Annotated in this window: 4 protein-coding genes and 2 pseudogenes (1 of these 6 cut by a window edge); 5 read left to right on the top strand and 1 reads right to left on the bottom strand. The window is 66.9% G+C overall.

Annotation, left to right across the window (positions count from 1 at the left end; all coding sequences use genetic code 11):
- The 4 genes and pseudogenes from ACTORR_RS27790 to ACTORR_RS27805 all read left to right on the top strand — a co-directional run.
- Positions 1-2073, top strand: a pseudogene (locus tag ACTORR_RS27790) (non-ribosomal peptide synthase/polyketide synthase) (it extends 20390 nt beyond the left edge of the window).
- Positions 2070-13508 carry an amino acid adenylation domain-containing protein gene (locus tag ACTORR_RS27795; RefSeq protein ID WP_441344098.1) on the top strand — a complete coding sequence of 3813 codons (11439 nt, stop codon included), beginning with the start codon at positions 2070-2072 and terminating at the stop codon, positions 13506-13508. Before ACTORR_RS27790 ends, ACTORR_RS27795 begins: the two are co-directional and overlap by 4 nt.
- Positions 13509-13605: 97 nt before the next feature.
- The gene (gene macA, locus ACTORR_RS27800) at positions 13606-14763 is read left to right on the top strand and encodes a macrolide transporter subunit MacA (protein WP_313365463.1); all 1158 of its coding nucleotides are present in this window, start codon (positions 13606-13608) and stop codon (positions 14761-14763) included.
- Between the two features lie 2 nt (positions 14764-14765).
- A pseudogene (locus ACTORR_RS27805) lies at positions 14766-16019 on the top strand (ATP-binding cassette domain-containing protein); the annotation flags it as partial.
- A gap of 204 nt (positions 16020-16223) precedes the next feature.
- Here the strand turns inward: ACTORR_RS27805 and ACTORR_RS27810 are convergent.
- Positions 16224-16868 (bottom strand): helix-turn-helix transcriptional regulator, encoded by a 645-nt coding sequence (locus ACTORR_RS27810; RefSeq protein WP_313365464.1) that lies wholly within the window; start codon positions 16866-16868, stop codon positions 16224-16226.
- 217 nt (positions 16869-17085) lie between these two features.
- Between ACTORR_RS27810 and hisN the strand changes: the two genes are divergently transcribed.
- The gene (hisN, locus tag ACTORR_RS27815) at positions 17086-17877 is read left to right on the top strand and encodes a histidinol-phosphatase (protein ID WP_313365465.1); all 792 of its coding nucleotides are present in this window, start codon (positions 17086-17088) and stop codon (positions 17875-17877) included.
- The last annotated feature ends 54 nt before the right edge of the window (positions 17878-17931 follow it).

Consider the following 17931-nt stretch of genomic DNA (forward strand, 5'->3'; position numbering starts at 1 on the left):
CGCAGCAACTACCCGTTGGGCCTGAACGTGGATGACACGGGCGAGGGCTTCCGCCTGGTCGCCATGACACCTGCCGACGTCGGCGCGGCACGTGTCTGCGGGCAGATGAACCAGGTGCTGGCGGCCATGGTCGAGGCTCTTGAGCATGAGCCGGAGCTGCTGTTGCAGCGCCTGCCGGTGTTGGAGGCAGAGGAACGCCAGCGGGTGCTGGTGGACTTCAATGACACGGCAGTCGATTACAACCTTGAGCAGACCTTGCATGGCCTGATCGAGGCGCAGGTTGTGCGGACGCCGGATGCGCTTGCCGTGCGGGCTGAGGAGGGTGAGCTGAGCTATGGCCAGCTCAACGAACAGGCCAACCGCCTGGCGCATTACCTGATTGGCTTGGGCGTCAAACCGGATGATCGGGTGGCTATCTGCGTCGAACGGGGCCTGTCGATGGTGGTTGGGTTGCTGGCGATCCTCAAGGCCGGCGGCGCTTACGTCCCGGTCGATCCGGATTACCCGGCAGAGCGCGTGCGCCACATGTTGACCGACAGCGCGCCGGTGGCAGTACTGGTGCACGGAGCGACTCGGCATGTGCCGGATGCCGGGCAGATCATCGATCTGGACCAGCCAAGCTCGAATGATCAGCCGGCAAGCAACCCCGAAATTGCAGGCCTGACACCACGCCATCTGGCCTACGTGATCTACACCTCAGGCTCGACCGGCTTGCCGAAGGGCGTGATGAACGAGCATGCCGGCGTGGTGAACCGCCTGCTGTGGATGCAGGACGCCTATCAGCTGGGCGCCGATGACGTGGTGTTGCAGAAGACCCCGTTCAGCTTCGACGTTTCGGTCTGGGAGTTCCTCTGGCCGCTGCAGACTGGCGCCCGCCTGGTCATGGCCCGCCCTGGCGGACACCGCGACCCCGAGTACCTGCGCCATGTCATCCAGAGCGAAAGCATCACCACCTTGCACTTCGTCCCCTCGATGCTGGATGTATACCTATCTTCAGCAGCGAGCACTTCCCATGTGGGAGCGGGCATGCCCGCGAACACCGGCGAAGCCGGTGCCATACACCGCGTCGACTTCTTCGCGGGCACGTCGGATCGCCGCACCGCCGCTCCCACAGGGACCGTGTACGCCTTGCGGCGCGTGTTGTGCAGCGGCGAAGCCTTGCCCGGCAGCCTGGCCCGCCGCTTCCACGCACAGCTACCCACTGTAGAACTGCACAACCTCTACGGCCCGACCGAAGCCGCCGTGGACGTCAGCGCCTGGCGCTGCCTGACCGCCCCGGACAACACCCCGATCGGCAAACCCATCGCCAATACCACCCTGTACGTGCTCGATAACCAGGGCCAGCCAGTACCCCAAGGCGTGGCCGGCGAGCTGTTCATCGGCGGCGTGCAGGTCGCCCGCGGTTACCTCAACCGCGCCGAACTCACCGCCGAACGCTTTATCGACGACCCGTTCCGCCCAGGCGGGCGGCTGTACCGCACAGGCGACCTCGCACGCCACCTGCCGGACGGCAACCTCGAGTACCTGGGCCGCAACGACGATCAGATGAAAATCCGCGGCCTGCGCATCGAGCTGGGCGAGATCCAGGCCGGCCTCACCGCCATCGATGGCATAAAGGAAGCGGTAGTGATAGCCCGCGACCAGCGCCTGATCGCCTACTACACCGGCACCGCGCAAACCGTGGAAACCCTGCGCACGGCACTGCTCGCGCACCTGCCGGAGTTCATGGTCCCGGCGCAGTTCATGCACCTCGACGCCTTGCCGCTGAGCCCCAACGGCAAGCTCGACCGCAAGGCACTGCCGGCGCCCGACGCCCTTCAGGACCGCCCTTACGAAGCCCCAGAGGGTGACACCGAAACCCTGCTGGCCAGCATCTGGTGCGAGCTGCTGGGTGTAGAGCGGGTAGGGCGCCACGACAACTTCTTCGAACTGGGTGGCCATTCGCTGCTGGCTGTAACCCTGACCTCCCGCTTGCGCGAACAAGGCCTGGAAGCCGATGTGCGCGCGCTGTTCGAGCAACCGACCCTGGCCGGCTATGCAGCCATCACAGACAGAATGGAGATCGTCCTGTGAGTATCAACCAACTACTGACAACACTTTCGGCCAACAACGTGCAGCTGGCGCTCAAGGACGGCCAGCTGGTGGTCCAGGGCAACCGTCAGGCGCTGACCGACGCTACCCTGGTGGCACGCCTGCGCGAACACAAGCCGGCGCTGGTGGCGCTGATCGAAAGCGGTGAATACGTAGCCGTGAAACAGGGCACGGTGCACGTGCCGGGCAACCTGATCCCGCGGGATTGCACGCGGATCACCCCGGCGCTGGTCAACCTGGTCGAGCTGGACCAGGACACCCTCGACCGGCTGGTCGCCGAGATTCCCGGTGGCGCGGCCAATGTCCAGGACATCTACCCGCTGGCACCGCTGCAGCAGGGCATGCTGTTCCACCACGCCAGCGCCAGCGGCCACGACCCCTACGTGATGCAGGCACGTTTCGTGTTCGCCAGCGAGGCGCGCCTGCAGGCGTTCGCCCAGGCCCTGCGCGGGGTGATCGCGCGGCACGATATCCTGCGCACCTCGGTGCACTGGACAGGCCTGGAAACGCCGCTGCAGGTGGTGTGGCGGCATGCCGAGCTGCAGGTGCTGGCGCTGCCTGCCGATGACCCGGCGCGTGCCTGGCTCGACTTGACCCAGGCCCCGCTGATGCGCCTGTTGCGCGAGGCGCCCGAGGCCGATGGCAGGCTCAGTGCCACCTTGCAGTTCCACCATATCGCCATGGACCACAGCGCCCTGGAGGTAGTGCGCCACGAGCTGATCGCCTTCCTCGGCGGCGAAGATCAGCAGCTGGGCACGCCGGTGCCGTTTCGCAACTACGTGGCGCAGGCGGTGCTGGGGGTCAGCCAGGCGCAGCACGAGGCGTTCTTCCGCGACATGCTCGGTGATATCGACGAAGCGACCCTGGCCTATGGCATCCAGGACGTACAGGGCGAGGGCGACAGCCACCAAGAGCACGCCATCGACCTGCCGCTTGCCCTTTGCCAGCGCCTGCGCGCCCATGCCCGCAGCCTTGGCGTGAGCGTTGCCAGTGTGTTCCACCTGGCCTGGGGCCGGGTGCTGGGTGGCCTGACCGGGCGTGAGCAAGTGGTGTTCGGTACGGTGCTGATGGGCCGCCTGCTCGGTGCCGAGGCCACCGACCGGGCACTGGGGATCTTCATCAATACCTTGCCGCTGCGGGTCGACCTGGGCGACAGCGACCTGCCGACGGCCATCCGCGCCACACACCAGCGCCTGAGTGCGCTGATGCGCCATGAGCATGCGCCGCTGGCCCTGGCCCAGCGTTGCAGCGGCGTGGCGGCCCCGGCGCCACTGTTCAATGCTTTGCTCAACTATCGCCATAGCCCTGTGAATAGCCCGGCCGGTGCAGCCGCGCCACGCCGGGCAGCGTTGGCCGGCATCGATATCGTCGACTCCGCCGAGGCCACCAACTACCCGTTGACCTTGAGTGTCGATGACCTGGGTGAAGCCTTCCGCCTGACCTTGCTGGCCAGCGCCGAGGTGCCCGCCGAGCGTGTCTGCGCCTACCTGCAGCAGACGCTGGAAAGCCTGCTGCAGACGCCCGAGGCCCAGGTGCTGGCGCTGCCGATGCTGCCGCACAGCGAGCGCCATGCACTGCTGGAAGGGTTCAATGACTACGCGGCCGGCTTCGAGGCGACGCTGACCCTGCACCGGCGCATCGAAAACCAGGCGCAAGCGCACCCAGACACCGTCGCCGCCCGTTGCGGCGAGCAGGCATTGAGCTATGCCGAACTCAACCACCAGGCCAATGCCTTGGCGCACCGGCTGATTGCGCTGGGCGTGCGCCCCGATGACCGTGTGGCGGTGCTCGCCCGCCGAGGGCTGGAGACGTTGGTCGGGCTGCTGGCCGTGCTCAAGGCCGGTGCCGGCTATGTCCCCATCGACCCGGCGCACCCGGATGAGCGGGTGCACTATCTGCTGGGCGACAGCGCCCCGCTGGTGGTGCTTACCCAGCAGGCACTGCGCGGGCGCCTGGGGGCCGTCGCAGTGCCGGTGCTGCTGCTGGACCAGCCAGACTGGCCGGCCCGGGCCGGCAACCCGAGCGTGGCGACACTGGAGGCTAACCACCTGGCCTACGTCATCTACACCTCAGGCTCCACCGGCCAGCCCAAAGGGGTGATGGTCGAGCACCGCACCGTCAACAACCTGGTCGACTGGCACTGCCGCGCCTTCGACCTGTGCCACGGTCGCCATACTTCGTGCCTGGCCGGTTTCGGCTTCGATGCCATGGCCTGGGAGGTGTGGCCGGCGTTGTGCGCGGGGGCCACGCTGCACCTGGCGCCGCCCGCCGAAGGCAACGAAGACCTCGACGCCATGCTCGCCTGGTGGCGCGGCCAACCCCTTGACGTGAGCTTCCTGCCCACGCCAGTGGCCGAATATGCCTTCAGCCACCAGCTCGAACACCCGACCCTGCGCACCCTGCTGATCGGCGGCGACCGTCTGCGCCAGTTCAACCGTACCCAGCGCTTTGCCGTGGTCAACAACTACGGCCCGACCGAAACCACCGTGGTGGCCAGCTCTGGCGTGGTCGAGGCGGGCGGGGTGCTGCATATCGGCCGGCCGGTGGACAACGCGCGCCTGTACGTGCTCGATGCGCACCGGCAACTGGTGCCGCTGGGGGTGCCGGGCGAGCTGTACATCGGCGGTGCCGGGGTGGCCCGGGGTTACCTGAACCGCCCTGAGTTGACCGCCGAACGCTTTCTCGATGACCCCTTCAGCGCAGGCGGGCGCCTGTACCGCAGCGGCGACCTGGTGCGCTGGCTGGCCGATGGCACCCTCGAGTACCTGGGGCGCAACGATGACCAGGTGAAGATCCGTGGCGTGCGCATCGAGCTGGGCGAGATCGAGAGCCGCCTGGCCAGTCTGGCGGGTATCAACGAGGCCGTGGTGCTGGCCCGTGAGGACCAACCCGGTCAGCCGCGCCTGGTTGCCTACTTTACCCCCCAGCCCGACGTCGAGGCGGCTACCCCGGAAAGCCTGCGCGCCCAGTTGCAGGCACACCTGCCCGAATACATGGTGCCGGTGGCGTTCGTCGAGCTGCAGGCCTTGCCGCTGACCGCCAACGGTAAGCTCGACCGCCGCGCCTTGCCCAGGCCCGAGCGTTCGGCCCTGTTCGAGCAGGGCTATGAGGACCCCGAGGGCGAACTGGAGCAGGCCCTGGCGCAGATCTGGGCCGAACTGCTGCAAGTCGAGCGGGTAGGGCGGCGTGACCACTTCTTTGCCTTGGGTGGGCATTCGCTGCTGGCCATGCGCATGGTTTCGCAGGTGCGCCTGCGCCTGGGCGTGGAGCTGACCCTGGCCGAGCTGTTCGCCAATGCCGAACTGGCGGCAGTGGCCGCGGTGCTGGCGGGGGCCGGGCGCAGCACGTTGCCAGCGATCGTGCCGGTCCCCCGCGAGCAGCCATTGCCCATGTCGTTCGCCCAGCAGCGGCTGTGGTTCCTGGCGCAGATGGACGGCGGCAACCAGGCCTACAACGTGCCGCTGGCCCTGGGCCTGCGCGGGCCGCTGGATGACGACGCCCTGGAATGCGCGCTGCTGCGCATCGTCGAGCGCCATGAAACCCTGCGCAGCCATTTCGTGCCGCGCGACGACAGCGCCGAGGTGATCATTGGCACCAGCGCCGGCGCGGGCTGGTTCCAGCGCGAAGAGATTGGCCCGGATGCCTTGCCCGGCAAGCTGCGCGAAGAGGCCGGCAGGCCCTTCGACCTGGCCCACGGGCCGTTGTTGCGGGCGCGGCTGCTGCGCCTGGGGGCCGAACAGCATGTGCTGGCCTTGACCGTGCACCATATCGTGGCCGACGGCTGGTCGCTGGGGGTACTGACGCGCGAACTGAGCGCCCTGTATCCGGCTCTGCGCCAAGGCCTGGAAGACCCGCTGCCGGCACTGGCCATCCAGTATGGCGACTACGCGGTGTGGCAGCGGCGCTGGCTTGCCGGCGAGCAATTGCAGCGCCAGGCCGATTACTGGCGCGAGGCGCTGGACGGCGCGCCCAGCCTGTTGAAACTGCCGAGCGACCGGCCACGGCCCGAGCGCCAGGACTTCGCCGGGGCCAGCCTGCCCGTGCAACTGGCCCCGCGCCTGGCGGCCGGCCTGCGCACCCTGGCCCAGCGCCATGGGGTGACCTTGTACATGACCGTGCTGGGCGCCTGGGCCACCTTGCTGGCCAGGTTGTCCGGGCAACAGGAGGTGGTGATCGGCTGCCCGGTGGCCGGCCGTGGCCACGCTGAACTCGAGGCGTTGGCGGGGTTGTTCGTCAATACCCTGGCCATCCGCATCGACAGCGGCTCAGCCGCCACTGCCGAGGCGTTGCTCGAACAGGTCAAGGCCCGGGTGCTGGCGGCCCAGGCGCACCAGGACCTGCCGTTCGAACAGGTGGTCGAGATCGTCCGGCCGGCCCGCAGCCTTGGCCACACGCCGTTGTTCCAGGCGACCTTGAACTGGCAGGCGACCCAGGGCGCGGCCTTGCAGCTGCAAGGTTTGCAGCTCGAAGCCGTGGCACAGGCCGCGCAGGTGGCCAAGTTCGATCTCACCCTCAACCTGGGCGAGCACGGCGACGTCGTGGCCGGCAGCCTGGAGTACGCCACAGCGTTGTTCGACGAGATCACCGCGCAGCGCTACCTCGGTTACTTGCAAACCTTGCTGTGGGCCATGGTTGGCAACGACCAGGCGCCGCTGCAGCGGGTCGAGCTGATTGGCGAAGACGAGCGCCAGGCGCTGCTGCACACCTTCAATGCCACGACGGCGGATTACCCCCGCGACCTCAGCGTCGCCCAGCTGTTCGAGCAGCGTGCAGCCTGCCAGCCACTGGCCCTGGCGGCCGTGCATGGCGAGCAGGCGCTGAGCTATGGCGAACTCAACCTGCAGGCCAACCGCCTGGCCCATTACCTGATCGCCGAAGGCGTCGCGCCTGGCGCCTGCGTGGCGATCCTGCTGCCGCGCTCGCTGCCCTTGCTGGTGGCGCAACTGGCGGTGCTCAAGTGTGCGGCGGTGTATGTGCCGCTGGATGTGCATGCCCCGGTCGAGCGCCAGGGCTTCATGGTCGAAGACTGCCAAGCTGTCGTGTTGCTTACCTTGGCCGCGACTGAGGCGGACTTCCCGGTGCGTCGCCTGGACCTCGACACGTTGATGCTCGACCCGCAAGCCGGGCATGACCCAGGCCTGGCGCAGGATGCCGGCAGCGCTGCCTACGTGATGTACACCTCGGGCACCACCGGCCAGCCGAAGGGCGTGTGCGTGCCGCACCGTGGCATCGCCCGCCTGGTGCTGAACAATGGTTATGCCGACTTCAATGCCCAGGATCGCATCGCCTTTGCCTCCAACCCGGCGTTCGATGCCAGCACCATGGACGTCTGGGGCGCGCTGCTCAATGGCGGACAGGTGCGGGTGGTCGATCACCAGACGCTGATCGACCCCCAGCGTTTCGCCAGGGCGCTGGCGAAGGACGGCATCACCGTGCTGTTCCTGACCACGGCGCTGTTCAACCAGTACGTGCAGCTACTGCCCGAGGCGCTGGCTGGCTTGCGCATCCTCATCAGCGGCGGCGAGCGTGCCGAGCCTGCTGCCTTCCGCGCCATGCTGGAGCAGGCGCCGGGCTTGCGCCTGATCAATGGCTACGGGCCGACCGAGACCACGACGTTTGCAGTGACGTGTGCCGTTCAGGGGCTGGCACCGAATGCCACTCAGGTGCCGATTGGCCGCCCCATCGGCAACACCCAGATCTATGTGCTCGATGCCCATCGCCAGCTGGTGCCGCGTGGGGTGGTCGGCGAGCTGTACATCGGTGGCGATGGGGTGGCGCTGGGTTACCTCAATCGCCCTGAACTCACCGCCGAGCGTTTCATCGACGACCCGTTCAGCCAGCGCCCCGGGGCCAGGCTCTACCGCACCGGCGACCTGGTGCGCTGGCAGCCTGACGGCCAGCTGGAATGCCTGGGCCGCAATGATGACCAGGTGAAGATCCGGGGCTTCCGCATTGAACTGGGGGAAATCAGGCAACAGCTGTCGCAGTGCCCGGGCATTGGCGACGTGCAGGTGTCGGCGCTGGCGGACGGGCAAGGGCCACTGCGGCTGGTCGCCTGGTTCACCCGCCACGATGCGGCGCTGGACGCCAATGCACTGCGCAGCTTCCTGCGCGGTCGGCTGCCCGACTACATGCTGCCGGGGGCCTATGTGGCCCTGGCGCGGATGCCGCTGACCAACAATGGCAAGCTCGATCACAAGGCGCTACCGCAACCTGGCCCGCAGGCCTTTGCCGCGGCGTCCTACGAGGCACCGCAGGGTGAGCGCGAAACGCTGTTGGCCCAGCTGTGGGGTGAGCTGCTGCAGGTGGAGCAGGTCGGGCGTCAGGATCGCTTCTTCGAGCTGGGTGGCCATTCGCTGCTGGCCATGCGCATGCTCGCCCAGGTGCGTCAGCGCCTCGGGTTGGAGCTGGCGCTGGGTGAGCTGTTCGCCGATGACAGCCTGGCGGCGGTGGCCGCCAGCCTCGGCAGCCATGCCGAGCGTGCCTTGCCGGCGATCCAGCCGGCCCCCCGGCTGGGCAGCCTGCCGCTGTCGTTCGCCCAGCAGCGCCTGTGGTTCCTGGCGCAAATGAGCGGCGGCAGCGCGGCCTATCACATCCCCCTCGGCCTGCACCTGCGCGGCACGCTGGATGCGCTGGCGCTGGAGCGGGCGCTGCGGCGACTGGTCGAGCGTCACGAGAGCCTGCGCAGCCACTTTGTGGAGCAGGACGGCGAGCCGCGTGTGGTGCTGGCCGCGGACGCGCGCGGTTTCCAGCTAGCCCTGGAAGATGCGCGCGATCTGCACGAGCAGGCGCTGGCGCAACGGGTCGAGCTGCACGCCAGCGAGCCCTTTGCGCTGAACCATGACTTGCCGGTTCGTGGCTGCTTGCTGCAGCGGGCCGACGATCACCACATCCTGCTGCTGACCGTGCACCACCTGGTCGCCGATGGCTGGTCGCTGGCGGTGCTGGTGAAGGAGCTGGGCGCGTTGTACCAGGCGTTCAGCGCCGATCGCGACGACCCGTTGCCGCCTTTGCCGGTGCAGTATCTGGACTATGCACTGTGGCAGCGGCGCTGGCTGAGCGCTGAAGCCCTGCAGCGCCAGGCCGACTATTGGCGTGGCCGGCTGAGCGGTGCGCCAACCCTGCTCAGCCTGCCGTGGGACCGACCACGGCCAGAGCGCCAGCAGTATGCCGGCGATAGCGTGGCGCTCAGCCTGGACCCACGCCTGAGCCTGGAGCTCAAGGCCGTGTGCCGGGCCCAGGGCGTGACCCCGTACATGTTGTTCATGGCGGCCTGGGCGGTGTTGCTGACACGCCTGGCCGGCCAGGATGAAGTGGTGATCGGCTCGCCGCTGGCCAACCGCCGGCAGGCGGAGGTGGAGGGACTGATCGGCATGTTCGTCAATTCCATCGCCTTGCGCGTGGACACGTCGGGCTCACCGCAGGTGGCCACGCTGCTGGCGCGGGTCAAGGCCGCAGTGCTCGAAGCCCAGGGCCATCAGGACCTGCCGTTCGAGCAGGTGGTCGAGGCCGTGCGCCCACAGCGCAGCCTGGCCCATACGCCGCTGTACCAGGTGTCGCTGGACTGGGATGCCACGCCCGAGCGCCAGGCCTTGGAGCTGGGTGATCTGGCGGTGACGGCGCTGGGCGGGCAGGCGCGCATCGCCAAGTTCGACCTGAGCCTGAGCATGGGCGAGGGCGCCGATGGCTTCTGCGGCGGCATCGTGTTTGCCACTGCGCTGTTCGAACGGGCCACCGTCGAGCGCTATGTGGGTTATCTGGAACAACTGCTGTGGACCTTCGCCGAAGGCGAGCACGCCGTTCCGGCCCACACCGGGTTGCCCGATGCCGACGAGCGCAAGCGGCTGTTGCTGACATTCAATGACACGGCAGTCGATTACGACCTTGAGCAGACCTTGCATAGCCTGATCGAGGCGCAGGTTGCGCGGACGCCGGATGCGCTTGCCGTGCGGGCTGAAGCGGGTGAACTGAGCTATCGCCAGCTCAACCAACAGGCCAACCGCCTGGCGCATCACCTGATTGCCTTGGGCGTCAAACCGGATGATCGGGTGGCGATCTGCGTCGAACGTGGCCTGTCGATGGTGATCGGGCTGCTGGCGATCCTCAAGGCCGGCGGCGCTTACGTCCCGGTAGATCCGGATTACCCGGCCGAGCGCGTGCGTCACATGTTGACCGACAGCGCGCCGGTGGCGGTGCTGGTGCACGGGGCGACCCGTCATGTGCCGGATGCCGGGCAGATCATCGATCTGGATCAGCCGACTTGGAGCAATCAATCGGCTGACAACCCTGTTGTCGTTGGATTGACGCCACGTCATCTGGCCTACGTGATCTACACCTCAGGCTCGACCGGCTTGCCAAAAGGGGTGATGAACGAGCATGCCAGCGTAGTGAACCGCTTGCTGTGGATGCAGGACGCCTATCAGCTGGGCGCCGATGACGTGGTGCTGCAGAAGACCCCGTTCAGCTTCGACGTTTCGGTGTGGGAATTCCTCTGGCCGCTGCAGACCGGCGCCCGCCTGGTCATGGCCCGCCCAGGCGGACACCGCGACCCCGAGTACCTGCGCCAGGTCATCCAGAACGAAAGCATCACCACCTTGCACTTCGTCCCCTCGATGCTGGATGTATACCTGTCTTCAGCAGCGACCACTTCCCCTGTGGGAGCGGGCATGCCCGCGAACACCGGCGAAGCCGGTGCCATAAACCGCGTCGACTTCTTCGCGGGCACGCCCGCTCCCACAGAGACTGTGCAGGTCTTGGGGCAGGCACAGGCCCTGAAGCGGGTACTGTGCAGCGGTGAAGCCTTGCCGGGCAGTCTGGTGCGCCGCTTCCACGCGCAGTTGCCAGCAGTAGAACTGCACAACCTCTACGGCCCCACCGAAGCCGCCGTGGATGTCAGCGCCTGGCACTGCCTGACCGCCCCCGACAACACCCCGATCGGCAAACCCATCGCCAATACCACCCTGTACGTGCTCGATGGCCAAGGCCAGCCGGTACCGCAAGGCGTGGCCGGCGAGCTGTTCATCGGCGGCGTGCAGGTCGCCCGCGGTTACCTCAACCGCGCCGAACTCACCGCCGAACGCTTTATCGACGACCCGTTCCGCCCAGGCGGTCGGCTGTACCGCACAGGCGACCTCGCACGCCACCTGCCAGACGGCAATATCGAATACCTGGGCCGCAACGACGACCAGGTGAAAATCCGCGGCCTTCGCATCGAGCTGGGCGAAATCCAGGCTGGCCTCACCGCCATCGCAGGCATCAAGGAAGCCGTGGTGATCGCCCGCGACCAGCGCCTGATCGCCTACTACACCGGCACCGCGCAAACCGTGGAAACCCTGCGCACGGCACTGCTCGCGCACCTGCCGGAGTTCATGGTCCCGGCGCAGTTCATGCACCTCGACGCCTTGCCGCTGAGCCCCAACGGCAAGCTCGACCGCAAGGCGCTGCCGGCGCCCGATGCCGTTCAGGAGCGCCCTTACGAAGCACCAGAGGGTGACACCGAAACCCTGCTGGCCAGCATCTGGTGCGAGTTGCTGGGCGTGCAACGGGTAGGGCGCCACGACAACTTCTTTGAACAGGGCGGTCATTCGCTTGCAGCGATTCGCCTGATCGACAAACTTGGCAAGGCCGGCCTGGCGGCCGCGATCAACGACGTGTTCCAGCAGCCCAGCGTGGCGGCGCTGGCCCGGCATCTGGATGCCAGCTGCAGCGCACACGCCCAGACCATTGTCACGGTGCGCGCCAGCGGATCACAGACGCCGCTGTTCCTGGTCCACGAATTCACCGGCCTGGACTTCTACTTCCCGGTGCTGGGCCAGCACCTGCCGGGTGATTTCCCGATCTACGGCCTGCCGGGTATCCCTGGTGGCGAAGCACAACCGCGCACGCTGGAGTGCCTGGCACGCTACCAGATTGCGCAGCTGCGCAAGGTCCAGCCCCATGGCCCGTATCGCCTGGCCGGTTGGTCGTTCGGTGGCGTGTTGGCCTTCGAAATGGCCAACCAGCTGCTGGGCGCGGACGAGGGGGTCGAGTTCCTCGGCCTGATCGACACCTACGTGCCCCGCCTGGCCGACCAGGGCAAGGCCCGCTGGCAGGGGCCGCGCGCCGTGGAAAACCAGCTGCTGCTCACCTGCAACAGCTTCTGGCGCACCCAGGGCGAAGCCGGGAATGCGCCGCTGGCGCAACTGCAGCGCCTGGAGGCCCAGCAAAGCGATTTCGCCAGTCTGCTCGCCAGCTGCCGCGAACACCACCTGCTCTACGGCTTGTGGTCGAGCATGAGCGATGTGCAGCTGCGCGACTACTTCGAGCGTGAACTGGCCCACGGTCATGCCATGGCCCATTACCGCCTGGCGCCACTGGACATACCGGTGCATCTGTTCCGCGCCGAGCAAGTTAGCGACAGCGTGGCGGGCCTGGGCTGGCGCGAGACATTGCCGGCCCAGGTGCTGCTCGAAGTCGGTGTCCCCGGCGATCACCGCAGCATGATGCAGGCACCCCACATTGCGACGCTGGGTGAGGCGATCGCCCGGGTGCTCCAACAGCTGCAGGGGCGTGCCGAGCAGCCGAGCTATCAGCCGTTGGTGGCGATCCAGAGCGGGCAGCCGGGGCATGCCCCGGTGTTCTGCGTGCCCGGTGCCGGCGACAGCGTCACCAGCTTCATCGGCCTGGCCGAGGCGCTGGGCCCGGACTGGCCAGTGTACGGCCTGCAGGCGCGGGGCCTGGATGGCAACCGGGTGCCGCACAGTGCCGTGGAGGCCGCCGCCGACTGCCATGTCCAGGCCATCGAAGGGTTGTACCCGCAAGGGCCGCTGAACCTGGTCGGCCATTCGTTCGGGGGCTGGGTCGCGCACGCCATGGCGGCACGTTTCGAGGCCAAGGGGCGGCAGGTGCGTTCGCTGACCCTGATCGACAGCGAGGCGCCGGGTGAAGCGGGCTCATGTGGCAGGCCGTACACCTTCGGCGAGGCGCTGGAGAAGCTGATACACGCGCTGCAGCTGTCCACCGGCAAGGCCTTGGGCATCGAGCCGCAGGCTTTCGCCCAGGCCAGCGACGACGAGCAATTGCGTCAGCTGCACGCGGCGATGGTGCGCATCGGCCTGCTGCCGGCCCGTTCGGCGCCACGGGCGCTGGATGGCACGGTGCGGACTTTCGCCACGGCGCTGCGCACCCGCTACCAGCCGCGCATGAACTACAGCGGGCCAGCAGGGCTGGTGCTGGTGGACGACCCGAGCCTGAACACGGCCGGCAACGCCCGCGAGCAGGCAGCGATGCAAGCCGGCTGGCAGGCGCTGATGCCGCAACTGGCGCTGTGGCAGGGCCCGGGCGACCACTTCAGCATCCTCAAGGTCCCGGATGTGTTCAGCCTGGCGGCCTGGTGGCACGACGGCCAGGCGCTGCAGCTCGGCAAGGTGACTGAGTAATCGAAGGCGCCTCGGACCTTGTAGGAGCGGGTAAACCCGCTCCCACAGGGCAAGAGGCAAGCTGTTGATGATGTGATTTGAATGGAAGTGAGTGTTCATGGATAAGTCCAGATTCCGCAAGTTCAGCCTCGGCGCCGCCGTGGCCCTGGTCGCCGGCATCAGCCTGTATGCCATCCAGGCCCCGGCCAAGCCGCCGCAGTACATCGTCGCCACGGTGGAGAAGGGCGACATCGAGAACGCGGTGCTGGCCACCGGCATGCTCGAGGGCATCAAGCAGGTGGACGTCGGCGCCCAGGTCTCCGGGCAGCTCAAGTCGCTCAAGGTCAAGCTCGGCGACAAGGTCAGCCAGGGCCAGTGGCTGGCCGAGATCGACCCGCTGGTGTTGCGCAACACCTTGCGCCAGGCCGAGGTCGACGAGGAAAAACTGCAAGCCGAAAAACGTTCGACCCAGGCCCAGCTGCGCCAGGCCAAGCGTGTCTACGAGCGCTACCGTGAGCTGCAGTCCGACGAGTCGGTGTCGCGCCAGGACTTCGAAAACGCCGAATCGGATTACGAGGTGAAACAGGCCTCGGTGCGTTCGCTGGACGCGCAGATCCAGAGCGCCCGGGTGGAGATCGACACGGCCAAGGTCAACCTTGGCTATACCCGCATCAACGCGCCGATCACCGGCCATGTGGTGGGCATCGTCACCCAGGAAGGGCAGACCGTGATCGCCAACCAGCTGGCGCCGGTGCTGCTCAAGCTCGCGGACCTCGACACCATGACGGTCAAGGCGCAGATTTCCGAAGCCGACGTGATCCACATCACCCCAGGCCAAGAGGTGTACTTCACCATCCTTGGCGAGGACAAGCGCTACTACGCCAAGCTGCGCGGCACCGAGCCTGCGCCGCAGAACTACGCGCAAAGCACCGACAAGAGCGATGGCAGCAGCACCAAGCCCAAGGGCGCGGTGTTCTACAACGCCCTGTTCGAAGTGCCCAACCCCGACCACCGACTGCGCATCTCGATGACCGCCCAGGTGCACATCGTTCTGGACACCGCCGAGGGCGTGCTGACCATGCCGGTGGCGGCGCTGGGCCTGCGCAATGGCGACGGCAGCTTCCCGGTGCGGGTGCTCGATGCCAAGGGCTTTGCCCAGGTGCGCAATGTGCAGACCGGCATCAACAACAACGTCAAGGTGCAGATCAAGGACGGCCTGGCCGAAGGTGACCGGGTGGTGATCGGCGAGCCGGTGTCTGGCGAAGCAGGGGCGTGAGCATGAACATGACTGTCGAGCTGACCCCGCACCTGGCAGTCGCCCGTGGCCAGGGCGAGCCGTTGCTGTGCCTGCAGGGTGTGACCCGCAGCTTTCTCGCCGGCGACCGCGAGTTCCACGCGCTCAAGGGCATCGACCTGCAGATCCGCAGCGGCGAGCTGGTGGCGATCATCGGCGCGTCCGGCTCGGGCAAGTCGACCCTGATGAACATCCTCGGCTGCCTGGACAACGCCAGCAGCGGCAGCTATCAGGTCGGTGGCCAGGAAACCCGAGAACTGGACGACGATGCCCTGGCCGCACTGCGCCGTGACCATTTCGGCTTCATCTTCCAGCGCTATCACCTGCTGCCGCACCTGGATGCGCTGCACAACGTCGAGATCCCGGCCGTTTATGCCGGCTTGCCCCAGGGCCAGCGCCACCAGCGGGCGCGCGAGCTGCTGACGCGGCTGGGCCTGGACGGTCACCTCGAACACCGCCCCAGCCAGCTGTCCGGTGGTCAGCAACAGCGGGTGAGTATCTGCCGGGCGCTGATGAACGGTGGCCAGGTGATCCTCGCCGACGAGCCGACCGGCGCCCTGGACACCGCCAGCGGCAAGGAGGTGATGAACATCCTGCTGGAGCTGCATGGCGCCGGCCACACGGTGATCCTGGTCACCCACGACCCTAAGGTTGCCGCCCATGCCGAACGGATCATCGAAGTCAGCGACGGGCAGATCATCAGCGACCGCAGCAACGCCCGCGAGGCCCTGCCTACACCAGCTGCCGAGCCTGCGCCCAAGGCGCACGCCACGCAGCGCCTGGTGGCGAGCCTGGGGATGTTCCGCGAGGCGTTCAAGATGGCCTGGATCGCGCTGATCTCGCACCGCATGCGCACCTTGCTGACCATGCTCGGGATCGTCATCGGCATCACCTCGGTGGTGTCCATCTCGGCCATCGGCGAAGGCGCCAAGGGCTATGTGCTCAAGGACATCCAGGCAATCGGCAGCAACACCATCGACATCTACTCGGGCAGCAACTTCGGCGACAGCCGGGCCAAGACCATCGAGACCCTGCTGCCGGCCGATGTGGCGGCGCTGAATGCGCTGTACTACGTCGACAGCGCCACCCCGGTGATCGGCCAGAGCACCCTGGTGCGCTACCGCAACCTGGATGTCGACGTGCAGCTCAACGGCGTCAGCGAACACTACTTCCAGGTGCGCAACATTCCGTTGGCCGCCGGCATCGTGTTCAGTGCCGACGAGTTCGACGTTGATCGGGGTGGTGTTCGGGTTTGTGCCGGCCAGGAATGCAGCAAGGCTGGACCCGATCGAGGCCTTGGCCAGGGATTGAGGTCGGCCTGTTCTGGCCTCTTCGCGGGCACGCCCGCTCCCACAGGGATATCACCACCCTTGAGTGCAGTGCAGTGCAGTAGCTGCGGGAGCGGGCTTGCCCGCGAAAGGGCCGGATCAGGCTAAAGAGATTCAGGCCTCGGCATACATCCAACGCATCAACGAGTGTCGCCCACTGATCCCCAGCTTGATTGCCGCCCGGCGCAGGTAGCTCTCCACGGTATTCACCTTCAGCGCCAGCCGCTCGGCCTGCTCGGGCGCCGTAAGCCCGGCCAGCAACCCCAGGCACACCTGGCATTCACGTTCCGACAGGGTCAGCCCGGACTGGGTGATACGCTCCAGAAAACGCGCTTCCAGGCTTTCCGCTGCGCAGCGCTGGGCAACAGGCGTGAGGGCATCGATATGCTTCTCCAGCATCGGCAGCAGCAGGGGTGAGATGTCATCAAGGCGGCTGCGTTCATGGGCCGAAAAACCATAGGTCGAGCCTGCGCGCAGCACCTGGATCTCATAACGCGATTCACCCTTGCGACGGATCAGGTGCAACCGCGCCGGGTCGTCGAAATCACCTTCGGGGTGGCGGTCGGAAGAAAACACGGTTTCGTTGATCAGCGTCGAGTCGTTGCCACGTTCGGCTGCCTGCACAGGTAACTGGCGAATCTGCATGGCATCGATGGTCAGGTGGGCCTGGATCAGGTCGTGCAGCATGCGTGGGAACTGGCGGCTGCCGGTACTGGCAATGACTTTGCCGATCTGCGGGTAGAGCAAGTGCGAATTCATCGTGTCATCCATGAGGTCCGGTGGAACGGGTCCCGCCTGGCTGCCGGCCAGCATCCTGGGCCGGCTGCGGGAGGTGGTTGGTATCCTAGTACAACGATTGAGTGACCGTTAAATGAAGTGGCAATAATGTCATAATAGTGGCACTTGTTCAGGCGTCCACTGCCATGTCGGTTGTCGGGTATGATGCAGCCCCGATATTTTCCACGAGGCCTGCACCATGTCCCTGAGCGCTGAACAGATCGGCGAATTCCAAGCCTTCGCCGAGCAACTGGCCGATGCCGCTGCACTGGCGATCCAGCCGTACTTCCGCGCAAGCCTTGAGGTCGAGGACAAGGGCGGGCGTCTGTACGACCCGGTGACCGTGGCCGACAAGGCAGCCGAAGACGCCATGCGTGAGCTGATCCAGGCGCGCTATCCGGAGCATGGCATTCTCGGCGAAGAGGCCGGCGTCGAGGTGGGCAGCAGCCCGCTGACCTGGGTGCTCGACCCGATCGACGGCACCCGTGCGTTCATCACCGGCCTGCCGCTGTGGGGCACGCTGATTGCCCTGAACGATGGCACACGCCCGGTGGTGGGGGTGATGAACCAACCCTTCACCGGTGAGCGCTTCGTCGGCACCCCGCAAGGTGCATGGCGCAGCGGTACGCCGCTGAAGACCCGCGCCTGCGCCGACCTGACGGCGGCCACGCTGATGTGCACCACGCCGGACATGTTCGACACCGCCGAGCGCAAGGCGGCGTTCGAGGCTGTGGCAGGCAAGGCGCGGCTGATGCGCTACGGTGGTGATTGCTACGCCTACTGCATGCTGGCGTCGGGTTTCGTCGATGTGATCGTCGAGGCGAGCCTGCAGCCGTATGACGTGCAGGCGCTGATGCCGATCATCGAAGGGGCGGGCGGGGTGATCACTGCCTGGGACGGCAGCAGCGCGCAACATGGCGGCTGTGTGGTGGCCTGTGGTGACCCGGCGCTGCATGCGCAGGTGGTGGAGATGCTCCGCCACGCCATGTGATCCGGTCAGCGGATTGACCGGCACTGCACTTTTTCCGATTCCGGGGCTCTATGC

This window comes from Pseudomonas sp. SAR267 (assembly GCF_052077595.1).
Taxonomy (GTDB): Bacteria; Pseudomonadota; Gammaproteobacteria; order Pseudomonadales; family Pseudomonadaceae; genus Aquipseudomonas; species Aquipseudomonas vlassakiae.

Bases quoted from the DNA above. Each gene is read 5' to 3' on its own strand.
- macA (WP_313365463.1), top strand. From the start codon at position 13,606: ATGGATAAGTCCAGATTCCGCAAGTTCAGCCTCGGCGCCGCCGTGGCC.
- ACTORR_RS27810 (WP_313365464.1), bottom strand. From the start codon at position 16,868: ATGAATTCGCACTTGCTCTACCCGCAGATCGGCAAAGTCATTGCCAGT.
- hisN (WP_313365465.1), top strand. From the start codon at position 17,086: ATGTCCCTGAGCGCTGAACAGATCGGCGAATTCCAAGCCTTCGCCGAG.